The 13,223-nt window shown below is 67.0% G+C and carries 10 protein-coding genes and 2 pseudogenes; 8 read left to right on the forward strand and 4 right to left on the reverse strand.

Going from position 1 to position 13,223, the window contains the following annotated elements; all coding sequences use genetic code 11:
- Window positions 1–353 precede the first annotated feature (353 nt).
- A pseudogene (locus ACOOGH_RS04400) lies at window positions 354–528 on the forward strand (IS30 family transposase); the annotation flags it as partial.
- Between the two features lie 567 nt (window positions 529–1,095).
- On the opposite strand, the gene ACOOGH_RS04405 reads toward ACOOGH_RS04400, so the two are convergent.
- Both ACOOGH_RS04405 and ACOOGH_RS04410 read right to left on the reverse strand, forming a co-directional pair.
- Window positions 1,096–2,328: an IS256 family transposase gene (locus ACOOGH_RS04405; protein WP_420438216.1), complete on the reverse strand. Its 1,233-nt coding sequence runs from the start codon at window positions 2,326–2,328 to the stop codon at window positions 1,096–1,098.
- Window positions 2,329–2,528: 200 nt separating this feature from the next.
- A pseudogene (locus ACOOGH_RS04410) lies at window positions 2,529–3,708 on the reverse strand (IS3 family transposase).
- Between the two features lie 193 nt (window positions 3,709–3,901).
- Here ACOOGH_RS04410 and ACOOGH_RS04415 point away from each other — a divergent pair.
- Window positions 3,902–4,135: a hypothetical protein gene (locus ACOOGH_RS04415; protein ID WP_420447763.1), complete on the forward strand. Its 234-nt coding sequence runs from the start codon at window positions 3,902–3,904 to the stop codon at window positions 4,133–4,135.
- Between the two features lie 260 nt (window positions 4,136–4,395).
- Here the strand turns inward: ACOOGH_RS04415 and ACOOGH_RS04420 are convergent, their stop codons facing one another.
- Both ACOOGH_RS04420 and ACOOGH_RS04425 read right to left on the reverse strand, forming a co-directional pair.
- The gene (locus tag ACOOGH_RS04420) at window positions 4,396–5,166 is read right to left on the reverse strand and encodes a SprT-like family protein (protein WP_420447764.1); all 771 of its coding nucleotides are present in this window, start codon (window positions 5,164–5,166) and stop codon (window positions 4,396–4,398) included.
- A gap of 24 nt (window positions 5,167–5,190) precedes the next feature.
- A complete protein-coding gene (locus ACOOGH_RS04425) occupies window positions 5,191–7,368 on the reverse strand; it encodes a prolyl oligopeptidase family serine peptidase (RefSeq protein ID WP_420447765.1) in 2,178 nt (725 codons plus the stop codon).
- Window positions 7,369–7,448: 80 nt separating this feature from the next.
- Here ACOOGH_RS04425 and ACOOGH_RS04430 point away from each other — a divergent pair, with 80 nt between their 5' ends.
- From ACOOGH_RS04430 to ACOOGH_RS04455, 6 genes are all read left to right on the forward strand, one after another.
- Window positions 7,449–8,699 (forward strand): DUF418 domain-containing protein, encoded by a 1,251-nt coding sequence (locus ACOOGH_RS04430; protein ID WP_420447766.1) that lies wholly within the window; start codon window positions 7,449–7,451, stop codon window positions 8,697–8,699.
- 40 nt (window positions 8,700–8,739) lie between these two features.
- Window positions 8,740–10,803 (forward strand): M1 family metallopeptidase, encoded by a 2,064-nt coding sequence (locus ACOOGH_RS04435; RefSeq protein ID WP_420447767.1) that lies wholly within the window; start codon window positions 8,740–8,742, stop codon window positions 10,801–10,803.
- A 60-nt stretch (window positions 10,804–10,863) separates the two neighbouring features.
- Window positions 10,864–11,151, forward strand: a complete 288-nt coding sequence (locus tag ACOOGH_RS04440) for a hypothetical protein (protein WP_420447768.1) — start codon at window positions 10,864–10,866, stop codon at window positions 11,149–11,151.
- Window positions 11,148–12,083 carry an ABC transporter ATP-binding protein gene (locus ACOOGH_RS04445; protein ID WP_420447769.1) on the forward strand — a complete coding sequence of 312 codons (936 nt, stop codon included), beginning with the start codon at window positions 11,148–11,150 and terminating at the stop codon, window positions 12,081–12,083. Before ACOOGH_RS04440 ends, ACOOGH_RS04445 begins: the two co-directional genes overlap by 4 nt.
- The gene (locus ACOOGH_RS04450; RefSeq protein ID WP_420447770.1) at window positions 12,080–12,913 is read left to right on the forward strand and encodes a hypothetical protein; all 834 of its coding nucleotides are present in this window, start codon (window positions 12,080–12,082) and stop codon (window positions 12,911–12,913) included. The genes ACOOGH_RS04445 and ACOOGH_RS04450 overlap by 4 nt, the downstream gene beginning before the upstream one ends.
- Window positions 12,914–12,976: 63 nt before the next feature.
- Complete coding sequence (locus tag ACOOGH_RS04455) at window positions 12,977–13,213, forward strand: hypothetical protein (RefSeq protein WP_420447771.1); 237 nt, start codon at window positions 12,977–12,979, stop codon at window positions 13,211–13,213.
- The last annotated feature ends 10 nt before the right edge of the window (window positions 13,214–13,223 follow it).

Raw genomic sequence — 13,223 nt, forward strand, 5'->3', positions numbered from 1 at the left:
TGGAGGATAGCGGGCAATAGGCGGCCAGTCACGTATCGACATATATAGTATAGCAATCAATATAACAAGCTCACAAATGATTCCGCGATCGGGCAACGGCGGCAGCGTGGCTTCACGGCTCGGCCCGCAGGCCTGAGCGGCCAGGGGTGACGAGGGGAAGAGCCCACGTTCGTTGGCCAGGTGCTCCCTGGAGCTGTACCGGCGGTCTCAAGCGGTCAACGCAACATCTTGGCAGCGGCTGTTCAACTGCCGGGAGGTATGCGATGTAGCCAACGGGAGGAGTACGGGGGGGCTGACCGAAGCGGATCGGGTCGAGATGGGGGACCGGATCAAGAACGGGCGAACGCCTATCGTCGCTGTACGTACAGACCCGCGGCGCGCTCAAGAAGGAACTCACGGCGTACCTGCGGCCCGGGTCGCACGCGACGACGGTCACCGAGGCACAGGCCCGCAGAGGGGCGGCTGAAGGACATGGTCTCCATCTCCGAGCGGCCCGCCGAGGCCGCGGACCGAGCCGTACCGGGCCACCCGGCATTATAGTCGCCGCGGGGCTCGATCGAGTCACGCTTCAGACAGGAAAATCTGAATAATAGACACAGAGCGGCCACAAACGATGGCCTAGATTCCAAGCGGGAGCTTTGGGCGGTGCGTCCGCGCCCCAAGCGCCGAGTTGAAGCAGGATCGGGCATACTTGGAGAAGACACGATGAGGACGTTCGCGATTGTGACGGTAGTGTTGGTCGGGTGTTCTGAAGCGCCGTCAACCTATGAACCACCGCCGCAGATGAGCGTCACCGGCGTTCGGAACACTTCTCCCAAGGCGCAGTCAATGGTGCCGACCTCGGTACGAAGGGTTCGGGTGGGCGTAGAGGAAACGATCAGTTCGGTATGGGTTGACCGGATGTTCTACGATCGGGAGAACGACGCTGATCTGCGGTACGCATTCGCCTCGGAAGACTCGGCTCTATCGGTTCGAGTGGAGGGCGTCGGAGATTCGGCTACGGCGTACCTTCTCGCTAGTAGTCTGCGGAAGCCAGTTCGGGTGAAGCTGACCGCAATGGGACTGTCAGATTTTCTGTGTAAATGGCCCTCGCACTCATACGGGCACTCGGCCCTCGAACACGATCGACAGGTGGTTCAGGGCGCCGGTCCAGTCCTGAACGGGCCGGGTCCAGCGCTGTGACGCCCTCTCGATCGCAAGGTACAGCACTTTCCTGACCGCCTCCGGGGTTGGGAACGCGCCGCGCTTCCTCGTCACCTTCGTGAGCTGCGCGTTCAGGGCCTCGATCGCGTTCGTCGTGTACATGACCTTGCGGATCTCGGGCGGATAATCGAAGAACGGGGTCAGGTTCGCCCAGTTCGCCCGCCACTTCCGGCTGATCATGGGGAAGCGCTCGTCCCAGCGCTGAGAAAAGGCCTCCAGCGCCGTCTCGGCCGCCTCCAAGCTCGGAGCCCGGTAGATGGCCCGCAAGTCCCTGGCGACCGCCTTGCGCTCCTTCCAGGCGACGAACCGGAGCGAGCCGCGCACCAGATGCACGATGCAGAGCTGAACCTGCGTCTTCGGGAACACCGACTCGATCGCCTCGGGAAAGCCCTTGAGGCCGTCGATCGCTGCGATCAGGATGTCCTCGACCCCCCGGTTCTTGAGTTCGGTGAGGACCGAGAGCCAGAACTTCGCCCCCTCCGCTTCGCCCACCCACAGCCCCAACAGCTCCTTGTTGCCCTCGAGCGTCAGGGCCAGGGCAAGGTAGACCGCGTGCGTCCGGACGTGGCCCCGGGAACGCACCTTCACGTGGATCGCGTCCAGATACACGATCGGGTACACCGTATCCAACGGCCGGCCCTGCCACGCCTTCACGTCCTCCAGGACCGCGTCGGTCACCGCCGAGATCAGCGACGGTGAGACCTCCACCTTGTACAGCTCCTTCAGGTGACCCTGGATCTCCCGCGTCGTCATGCCCCGCGCGTACAGCGCGATCACCTTCTCGTCGAACCCGCCCAGCCGACGCTGGCCCTTCCTGACGAACTTCGGGTCGAACGTCGAATCACGGTCCCGAGGCACCTCGATCTCGAACTCCGACGTGTCCGTCTTCACTCGCTTCCGCGTACGGCCGTTGCGCGAGTTGCCGCCGTTGCGGCCCTCTCTCGCGTGCTTCTCGTAGCCCAGGTGGTCGGTGAGCTCTCCCTCCAGCGCCCGCTCCACCACCCGCTTCGTCAGCGCCTCCAGAAGACCGCCTCCGCCCATGATCTCTTCCGGGCTGCGGCCCTCCAGCAGGCTGTCGAGAAGCTCGTCTACCTCCCGCTCCGTCGCATCCTTCTTCCTCGCCATGGTCTCCTCCCGCTTCCAGAGTCTACTCCATGGCCATTTACACAGAAATCAGCACACTCCCGACCGCAATCGATCCGGACAGTGGAGCTGTCCCGCTTTCACGGACGGTTAGTTTCTGTGGTTGATCGTCTCGGGCTCTTCTCCTTTCGGCCTCTCTCAGGCGCTCGGGAGAGGACGTCCGTGCGCGCCGCCGGTGCGCCTCAGGCCGCATGGTTCCTCTCGTAGTCTGCCGGCGACTCGTAGCCGAGTGCGGAGTGCAGCCGCCGGGTGTTGTAGAAGCCCTCGATGAAGCCGAAGACCTCCCGTCGCGCCTCGTCCGCCGTGCGGAAGGAGCGCTTCCAGATCAGCTCGCACTCGAGCGTCGCGAAGAACGACTCGCACATGGCGTTGTCGTACGCATCGCCCGCCGAGCCCATGGACTGGGCGATGCCCGACTCGCGACAGCGCTCCCCGAAGGCGAGCGAGGTGTACTGCGAACCCCTGTCGGAGTGATGGACGATGCGCCCCCGGGGACGACGGCGCGCGAGGGCCATCGACAGCGCGGCCTCGACGAGTTCGGTCCGCATGTGCGTCGCCATGGCCCAGCCGACGACGCGACGGCTCCAGACGTCGAGCACAACGGCCAGGTACAGCCAGCCCGCCCAAGTGGGCACATACGTGATGTCGGCCACCCACAGCTCGTCGGGCCCGGAGGCCGAGAAGTCCCGCCTCACCAGGTCCGGCGCGGGCCGGGCCTCGGTGTCCCTCTTCGTCGTCGCCGTCTTGAAACGCCGCCTGGTCGCGCCCTCGATCCCCAAGCCCCTCATCAGCCGCCCCACGCGCTTCTGGCCCACCCGCTCGCCCTCGGCCCTGAGCGTCGCGTGGATCCGCGGACGGCCGTACGTCTCGCCGCTCCCGGTCCAGATCGCCCCGATCCGCGCCTCGAGTTGCGCGTCCCGCCGCGCGCGGTCCGAGGCAGGACGCTTGAGCCAGTCGTAGTAGCCGCTGGGGGAGAGACCCAGCACCCGGCACATGGCCCGAAGCGGAAACTCGGCCCGGTGCGCCTTCATGAACGCGTACCCCCGCCGGGGATCGATCCGCTCTCCTGCGCGGGGCACCGCCGCGCAGCGGTGGTCAGGCCGCGGCTTTTTTTAGGATGTCCCGCTCCATCCTGAGCCGCTTGTTCTCACGCTCCAGGCGCCGCAGTTCGTTGCGCGCCTCCGTCGTCAGCCCGTCGCTACGGAACCCCTCGTCCACGTCCGCCCGCCGGACCCAGTTCCGGATCGTCTGCTCCGACGGATCGAACTCCCGGGCGAGTGACGCGGCGCTACGCCCGCTCCTCGCCAGTTCCACCAGCCGCTCCCTGTACTCGGACGGATACCGCCCCTGCCGGCCCGCCATAGGACACCTCCTTGCTTGACCCCAATGGATAGGTGTCCGTCAAAGCGGGGCAACTCCAGACTGTGCTCCTCCCGTGTTCGAGTACCCACGTACGATCACACAGGACGTTACCGCTACAGGTGCGACCGTGTCCGTCTCTTGGGTCGTATCTGACTGGGGCCAGTCGTCAACGGAAGCGTATACGACAGGAACGGTGACGACCACGGTGCTCGGGTATCCGATCATCAACGGAGTCGAGGACAGGGATCACGCATCCAAGTTCATACAGGCGGGATCTTCGGTATCGGTGACCTTCGACAGCGAGATCGAGGGGTGGTATCTGGTCTTCGTCGCGTCAGCAAAGAACGGCAATAGCGAACTCGGTCCGAACGCGAGCTACTACTCCACAGGGGCTGTCATCGAGTGGGTCACAGTAACGAAGCCGTGATTCCGAAGCTGCGGGAGCGTCTGGCTGCGGTTCGAATCGCCCATACGTCCGAGAGTGTCCTGGATCCGATCACCCCCGCTTCCCCCGCCGACCTGCGGAACCGGACAGCGCCGAGATCTGTGGCGTCCAGAGTCAGCGGGCCGCGTCCTCGGCTGCCACGGCTCCAGATCCCAGGTGCTTCCGGAACCAGGTCAGCGGCCGGACGCCTCGACGTGTCGACCTCCGGAGGGCTCAGGAGCGCGCTCAGGCTCGACAGATGATCACGCCCCTCGGTCGGCTTCGACGAGTCGGAGTTCCTCGAGGGGCACGTAGAAGCGGGCGTAGCGGCGCCCGTCGGACCAGCGGGGAGCCCGTGCGTCCTCGACGAGCACGGTGGCTCGCTTCGTAATCCGGTTCACGCGTCCCGTCAGGGGCTGGCCGCGGAAGGCGAAGTTTACCCGGGAGCCCACCACGATGCCGTCGCGGGCGGCGCGCTCGGAGTGGGTGATGAGCTGGTGGGTGTGCGCCCGGTGGAGAAAGAGGCGCCGGGCGATGCCCCGAAAGCGTGCCCGGCCACAGTGGCTAATTTCCCAGCAGAGAAACTCCGCGAGGTGCACCAGTTCGTGCTCGAAGATCCGCTGCAGCGCGTCGAGGCGGTGTCGGCACGGGAGCCCGCATGCCGTCACCTCCCGGTCGTCCTCCCCGAATCCGTCGAAGAGAATCGATGTGGCGACCGCGATCTCGAATCGCGGGGTGTGACCTCGACGTTCGAAGCGCGTGGTCTTGCCCCCCGCGCGCGTCATGCGTCCGGAAAGTCGGAAGGAGAGGGTGCCCGGCCCCAGGATCCCTCCGCAGAGACCATCCAGAAAGCGCCCGTCATAGGCGGTGAACAGGGACGCGAGATCGTCCTGGCCGATCTCCGTGAAGTTCGGCTCACGAACGTGCGAAGATCGGCCGAGGAGATCGGTCGCGATCTCGTCGGTCCACGCGCGGACGGCGGCCTCTCCCGGTTCCCGGGTGAGCAGGAGCCGCGAGAGAGCTTCGGTCGGCACAGAGGGGGGCGGCGCCCCGGCGGCTCAGCGGGTCGCGTCCTCGGCGGCGACGGCTTCCGATCCCAGGTGCTTTCGGAACCAGGTCAGGATCCGCTCCGAGACGTCCATGACAAACTTCGGCTCGCGCGGCCCGTGCGGCGTGCGCGGGTACACGACCATCTCGGTGGGGATGCCGCGACGGTCGAGCGCCCGGTAGAACTCCTGTCCCTGCGTGAACGGGACGCGCAGGTCCTCGGCTCCGTGAATCACCTGCGTCGGCGTCACCACGTTCGCGATGTGGTACATCGCCGAGTGCCGCTCGTAGCGTTCGTAGTCTTCCCAGAATTCGACGCCCATGTGTCCCACGAGATAGTCCTGGATGTCCGTGGTCGTCGTCATCGAGACCAGGTTCGGGAGTCCGGCCCCCATGCTCGCGGCCACGAAGCGGTCCGTCTGGGTGACGGCCCATGAAGTCATGTAACCGCCGTAGCTCCAGCCCATGAGGAGGAGCCGGTCGGGGTCGGCCACTCCCATGTCGATCACGTGGTCCACGCCCGACATGAGGTCGCGGAAGTCACCGTAGCCCCAGTCCTGGAAGTTCGCGTAGCGGAAGTCCTTCCCGTAGCCGGTGGAGCCGCGGGGGTTCGGGCGCAGGATCGCGAAGCCCTCCTGGGCGAAGTACTGCAGCATGTACGCGGCCGGGTTGCCCGTGAAGCTCTGGCTGAAGACGCCCGCCGGCCCGCCGTGCACGTTCAGGATCAAGGGTACGCGCTCGCCCTCCTCGTAGCCGACGGGATAGGTGAGGAGGCCCTCGATCTCGAATCCCTCTGTCGATGTCCACGAGACGAGTCGGGTGGGGCCCATCTCCGGGCGCGGCACGTCGGCATGGAGGTCCGTGACCCGAGTCGGCGCGTACCCGTTCGTGGGCGAGACGAAGACGTCCCACGGTTCTTCTGTGGTCTGCCAGGTGAAGGCCATGCGGTTCGCGTCGTGGCTGAGCGCGACCGAACCGACCACACCGTCTCCGTACGAAATGAACCGCATCTCGCCTCCGTCGACAGGAACGGCTAGCACGTGCCGGCGCGTCCCGAGCGATTCGAGCAGGAGCAGTTCGGAGGAGTCGCCCGACCAGGCCAGCACGGACGCGCTCCGGTTCGGCGTGTCCAGCCGCCGCGCCTCGCCCCCCTCGGCCGGCAGGACGTACACGTCGCCCAGCCCGATCGGCTCCGGCTGGTTCCCGGTCGAGACGTAAGCGATCCACGCTCCGTCCGGGGACCAGAGTGGGCTCCGCTCGATCCCGGCCCCGCCGACGAGCAGCGTGACCTCCCCGACCGCGGCCGGGTCGGTGTCCGCATCCCCGGCCGAATCTTCGTCCTCGTCTCCCTCGTCTCCCCGCGCGGCCAGGAGTTCGGCGATCGCTGCGGCGTCCGGGACCGTCGTGGTGGAGAGGTCTCCGCTCAGCCGCCCCGTGTTGATGCGGGGATCGGCCTGGTGCGCGAACACGATCCGTCCCCCGTCGGGGGGCCAGCTGAATCCGGTGATGTGGAAATCGCCGGCTGTGAGCCGAACCGGCGTCGCGGGTTCGTCCGACTCGGGATCGACCGCGACCACGTACAGGTGCGAGAACTTGTAGTTCCGGTCCACGAGGATGACGTCCCGCTTTTCCTCCCGCGCCTTCTTCTCCTCCGCGGTTGGCGGGTCCCGCATGAGGAAGGCGATCCGCGTCCCGTCGGGCGACCAGCGGTATCCGCCCACCGACCCCTCCGCGTTCGTGAGTTGCCGGGCCTCGCCACCGGCCAGCGGCAGCGCCCACAGCTGGCTCCCCGCCTCGCCCTCGCCCTCGCGACCGGAGGTGAAGCTCAGCCAAGCGCCGTCGGGCGAGAACTGCGGCGCCCCCGCCGACGCCTCACCGCGCGTCCACTGCGCGGCCCGCGCGCCGTCCGCGTCCGTCATCCAGATGTGACTCAGATACTCCGACTGCGGTCCTTCCATCAGCGGCTCGCGCACGACGAAGGCGATGCGGGAGCCGTCGGGCGAGATCGCGGTGCCGGAGACCGAGCGGTATTGCATGCTCAGCGACGGGGTCCAGGCATCGTCGGCCTGGGCGCGGGCCTCCTTTGCCCCGAAGGAAGTGGTCAGGACTAGAACCGCGGCCAGCGCGAGGAGCCGCCGCGGGGTGCGGAGGAGGAAGGGCTGAGACAGAATGTTCCCGGACCTGGGCATGATCACACCTCTCGGTTCACTTGGCGTCGTCGCGTGCTCGCGCATCGCACCACGCGTCCAACATAGCGAACAGGTACACGATGTCCGAGACGACGCGAGCCACCCCCGCCGGCACTCCGGTGTCGGGAGCCGACCGCATCCAGGCGATCGACCTGCTCCGGGGCGTCGCGGTGCTGGGCATCCTCATCGTCAACATCTGGAGCTTCGCCTGGATCTCCGCCGTGTACCCGAACCCATCAATCGCCGCGGGCGGCGGTCTCCAGGGCACCGACTTCTGGATCTGGGCTGCCGTCAACGTGTTCGCGGACACGAAATTCATCTCGATCTTCTCCCTCCTGTTCGGCGCGGGGTTCGCGATGATGAGCGAGCGCATGGACCGGCGGGGCATCCCCGGAGGCCAGCTGCACTATCGCCGCCAGTCCTGGCTCCTCCTGATCGGACTCCTTCACGCCTACGGGATCTGGCACGGCGATATCCTCGTCCCGTACGCCCTCTGCGGCTTCATCCTGTACGGGTTTCGCAACTGGGCGCCCCGCCGGCTGCTGTGGGCCGGCGGGTGTGCGGTCGGGATCGTCGTCCTCGTCATGGGCGTGGCCGACTGGGCCATTCCATACTGGTCCGCGGAGGAGCGGGCGGCCGTCGCGGCGCAGTGGGCGCCCCCCGCGGCGGCGATAGAAGCCGAGATCGAAGCCATGCGCGGGGGCTGGGTACAGCAGATGCAGATCCGCGCCCACTATGCCTTCCTCGTCGAGACCGTCGCCTTCGCGGGCTACCTTCTATGGCGAGCGGGGGGCCTCATGCTCGTGGGCATGGCCCTGCACAAGCTGGGCGTCCTCTCGGCGCGTTGGCCGGCCTCGTTCTACCGCCGGCTGGCCGCGTGGGGACTGGGGCTGGGCCTGCCGCTCGCCGCCGCCGGTGTTTGGTACAACGTGGCGGGCGGGTTCGCGTGGGAGCAGTCGAAGCTCGGGGGGAGCCTCTTCAACTACGTCGGCTCCGTCGGTGTCTTTCTGGGCTACGTGGGGTTGGTGATGCTTCTGGCCCGGAGCGGGCGCCTGGTTCGCACTCGGGCGCGTCTGGCCGCCGTCGGCCGCATGGCGCTCACGAACTACATTGCCCAGAGCGTGCTCTGTTCGTTCATCTTCTACGGCCACGGGCTGGGCCTGTTCGAGCGCGTGGGGGGCGTGGGGTGCGTCGGCATCGTAATGGGTATCTGGGCGCTCCAACTGGCGTGGTCGCCGTGGTGGCTCGCCCGTTTCCGCTTCGGACCCCTGGAGTGGCTGTGGCGTACGCTCTCCTACGGGCGGCGACAGCCCATGATGAGGATCGTGTGAGCGCAATGAGATTGAACACGGCATGACACATGGAGATTCGATGAAGGGGATGGGAGTCGGGACGCGGGTGCTCTCCCGGACGACGCTGGCCGCGCGGTTCGCCCTGGCGCTGACCGCGCTGGCTGCCCTGACCCCGGCAGGCGGTCTGGCTGCGCAGGAAGATGACCGCGAACAGAGGGAAGCGGCGGAGGCGGCCGAACTCGCCCGTCTCGACTCCCTGCGCAGGATCTTCGATCCGGCCGGGGCCTTCGAGCCCCTCGACCTCCCGGAGCCCGGAGCGTTCCGGGATGCGGCCGGCGCCCCCGGGGAGGCTTACTGGCAGCAACGCGCCGACTACCACATCCAGGCCACGCTCGTCGACGACCGCATCGAGGGCACCGAACGCATCACCTACACGAACAACAGCCCGGATTCCCTCACCAGCATCTGGGTGCAGCTCGACCAGAACCTCTTCCGCGAGACCAGCTACGGCGCGCAGAGAGCCGAAGGACTCGACGGGGATGTCCGCCACGGCGGTTTCTTCAGGGACGGGGGTTTTGTCATCTCCGGCGTGCGCGCCGACTTCGAGGGCGAGATGACGGTCCCCGAGTACCGGACCGAGGACACGATGATGGAGATCCTCCTCGGCGAGCCCCTCCCGCCGGGCGGAAGCCGGGTAGAAGTGGAGATCGATTTCGCGTTCGAGATCCCGGAGACGGGCGGCGACCGGATGGGGCAACTCGACATCCGGGGCGGGATCATCTATCAGCTCGCACAATGGTACCCCCGCGTCTTCACCTACGACGACGTGAACGGGTGGAACCAGTCTCCCTTCCTTGGGCAGGGCGAGTGGTATCTCGAGTACGGCGATTTCGATGTCGAACTCACCGTCCCGCGGGATTTCGTCGTCGTCGCGACGGGAGAACTCCTCAATCCCGAGGAAGTCCTCACGCCGATACAGCGGGAGCGGCTCGCCGAAGCGCGGCTATCCGAGGAGACGGTCCACCTCATCACCCCCGACGAGGCCGGAGAGGATCACACGCGGCCGCCCGGCGAGACCCCGCTCACGTGGCGCTTCCGCGCGGAGAACGTGCGCGACTTCGCGTGGGCCGCCTCCGACCGCTTCGTCTGGGACGCCGCCGGCTGGGAAGACGTCCTCATCATGTCCGCCTACCCGGAGGAGAGTCTGGGCGGGCGCGGTACCAGCGGCTGGGAGCGCTCCACCGAGTATCTCCGCCACAGCATCGAGTACTACTCGGAAAAGTGGCTCCGCTATCCCTATCCCGTCGCGATCAACGTGGCTGGCCTCGCGCTCGGGATGGAGTATCCGATGATCATCTTCTGCTCCTGGCGTTCGCGCGGCGCCTTTCTCTTCTCGGTCACGGATCACGAGATCGGACACACGTGGTTCCCCATGATCGTGGGGTCCGATGAGCGGCGGTACGCGTGGATGGATGAGGGCTTCAACACCTTCATCAACTACTACTCGGGTATCGAGTTTTCGGGCGGGGAGCCCATCCTGGGCCAGCTCATGTCACCGGCCCAGATCGCGACGGACACGCGCGTCCCGACTCACGCCATCTATACGCCGGCCGACAGCATTCCGGAGGCGGACATCGGGGTCCTCGCCTACAACAAGCCGGCCGCCGTCCTCGTCCTGCTGCGCGAGGAGATACTCGGGCCCGACGTGTTCGACGAGGGCTTCCGCGAGTACATCCAGCGCTGGGCGTACAAGCACCCGCAGCCGGCGGACTTCATCCGCACCATGGAGGACGTGTCGGGGCGGGATCTCGACTGGTTCTTCAGGGGCTGGATCTACGAGGACGCGATCCTCGATCAGGCGATCGCCTCCGTCACCCGCCTGGGGGACACGACCCGCGTGGTGCTTGAGAACCGGGGCGGCATCCCGATGCCGCTCGAGGCGCGGATCCTGTACCGGGACGGGAGCGAGCAGCGTTACGACGTGCCGGTCGAGGCCTGGCAGGAGAACGGCACCTACGTCCTGGAAGTCGCCGATGGGTTCGTCCGCAACGTGCAGATCGATCCGGACGGCGTGCTGCCCGACGTGAACCGCGGGAACAACGTGTGGGGCCGGGGCATCGTGGGCCGGCGTCCACCGGGCTGACGGGGCGGGCCGCCATCCATCGCGTGAAACCTCCATGCCGCGCCGTTCGTCGGGCTCCTCATGGGTGAATTCGTCGCGGTTCTCGGGGTTCTCTTCGTCATCGGCGTGCCCATGCTCGCGCTCGCCACGAGGTTCGCCCTCCGGCCGTTGATCCGCGATCTCATCGAGGCGCGGGGCCCCCGCGCGCAGGACCGCGAGACGATCGAGCGGCTGGTGCACCGGGTCGCACAACTGGAGCACGAGGCGATCGAGCGGGATCGGCGCCTGGATGAACTCGCCGACGCGGAACTCTTCCGGCGCCAACTCGAAGATCCAACCAAAGGCGGAAGGCCACAGGACTCTACATGACGATCATCGAGACCGAGGGACTGTCCAAGCGGTACACGGCGCTGCGGGGAGAGGGGACGCTCGCCGTCGACCAGCTCTCCGTGCAGGTGGAGGCGGGACAGGTGTACGGCTTCCTCGGGCCGAATGGGAGCGGGAAGACGACGACGATCGGGATGCTGCTCGGGATCATCAACCCGAGCGGGGGTGCCTTCCGCCTCTTCGGCGGTTCGTCGCCGGCGGAGCTTCACGCCGCGCGCCAGAGGATCGGCGCCACGCTCGAGTATCCGAACTTCTATCCCTACCTGAGTTGCCAGGACAACCTGCGCATCGTGGCCCGGGTGAAGGGGAGCGCCGAGACGGAGATCTCCGAGGTGCTCGACACCGTGGGCTTGGCCCCGCGCCGGAAGACGAAGTTCAAGGCGTGCTCGCTGGGCATGAAGCAGCGGCTCGCGCTCGCGGCCACGATGATCGGCGATCCGGCACTAATCATCCTCGATGAGCCGGCCAACGGGTTGGATCCGGCGGGGCAGCGGGAGATCCGCGGCATCATCCGCGAACTGGCCAGCCGCGGGAAGACGATCTTCCTCTCGAGCCACATGCTGCACGAGGTGGAGCGCACCTGCACGCATGTCGCGATCATCGAGACCGGCCGGCTCGTGCGCGAGGGGAGCGTGGACGAACTCACCTCCGCCCGCACGGTGGCCGCCGTGGGCGCCGACGGTGAGATGGAGACCCTGCAGCGGGCCGTGTCGGAGTTCGAGGGCGCGGGGCATACGCGCGTGGATGGAAACAGGGTCCTGGTGCAGCTCGCGGACGGCGGTCTCTCGGAACTGAACCGTTTCCTCGCCGGCCGGGGAATCTACGCCTCACACCTGTCGCTGGAACGGCAGTCGCTGGAGGACGCCTTCATGGAGATCACCGGCGCGCCCGAAGGCTTCGGAGAAGTGCAGTGAAGGGCGGGCGCGTGTTCGTCGTGCTGCTCCGCAACGAGTGGTTCAAGGCGAGGAAGCGCCTCGCCTTCTGGATTCCTCTCGGCTTCTACGCGCTCGTCACCTTCGGGACGTACGCGTATCCGTTCCTCCAGGAAAGCGAGGGCTTCCGGCTCCCGGAGGTCTGGACGATGGTGTTCGGGAACGAAGGGGTCCAATTCCTGATCTTCTCCGGTCTCACGGTCATGCTGCTGGCGACGCCGGAATTCAATTGGCGCACGGCGCGCCAGAACGTGATCGACGGCCTCTCGAAGTCCCAGTGGTTCTGGGGCAAGTCCCTCCTGCTGCCCTTCGTGGCTCTTGCCTTCCTTGGCACCCACATCCTTATCCCGGGCGTGCTCGCGCTCATTCGAACGGACCTGGGCGCGGCCACGGAGCCGCTTGTTCCGGCATCGGTATTCGCAGCGACGGGAGGCATGGTCCTCGCCTTCCTCAGCGTCGGGGCTCTTGCGCTCTTCGTGGCTTTCGCGATCCGGCGGACGGGTGCCTCGCTCGCGATTTGGATTCTTTGGGTCGGCCCCATCGAGTCCGGCATGCTGCGGGCGCTCGTCATGCGCTACCTGCCGGATTACACGGATTGGCTCGACTACCTGCCGTTCGGCACCGCCGCCCGGCTCCTGGACTACCGGAGCTACGACACGACGATCGCCGAGGCGATGGCCGCCGCCGCGGAGGCGGCGGGGCGCCCGGTGCCCCCAGCGCCGGACCTCACGGGCCATGCGATCGCGGCCGTCGCCTGGGCAGCCTTCTTCCTCGCCGCCTCCTTCATCTGGTTCCGCCGCCGCGACCTCTGACCCCGGCGACGCCTTGCGCGGCCGTGGTCGGCGACTAGCCTTCGCGGCAGCGGGAGGGACGCTATGAGAATCGAGACTTGGTACAGGAACCGATACGGGAGCATACCGCCGCACGCCATCCCGGTGGCCCAGTTCGGTTCGACGCTCTTCTGCGCGTGGTACTGGGCGAGGTCGATCGACGAACTCGGGATCGCGCTCGTAGCCTTGCTGATTGCGACGTACTCCACGGCCGCGCTCTTGATAGGCTTGGAAGGGGCGAGGCTGATTCCCGCTTGGCGGACTTCTCCGGGCGGCACCTGAGCGAGGGAAT

This window comes from Candidatus Palauibacter sp. (assembly GCF_965213655.1).
In the GTDB taxonomy this organism is placed as follows: Bacteria; Gemmatimonadota; Gemmatimonadetes; order Palauibacterales; family Palauibacteraceae; genus Palauibacter.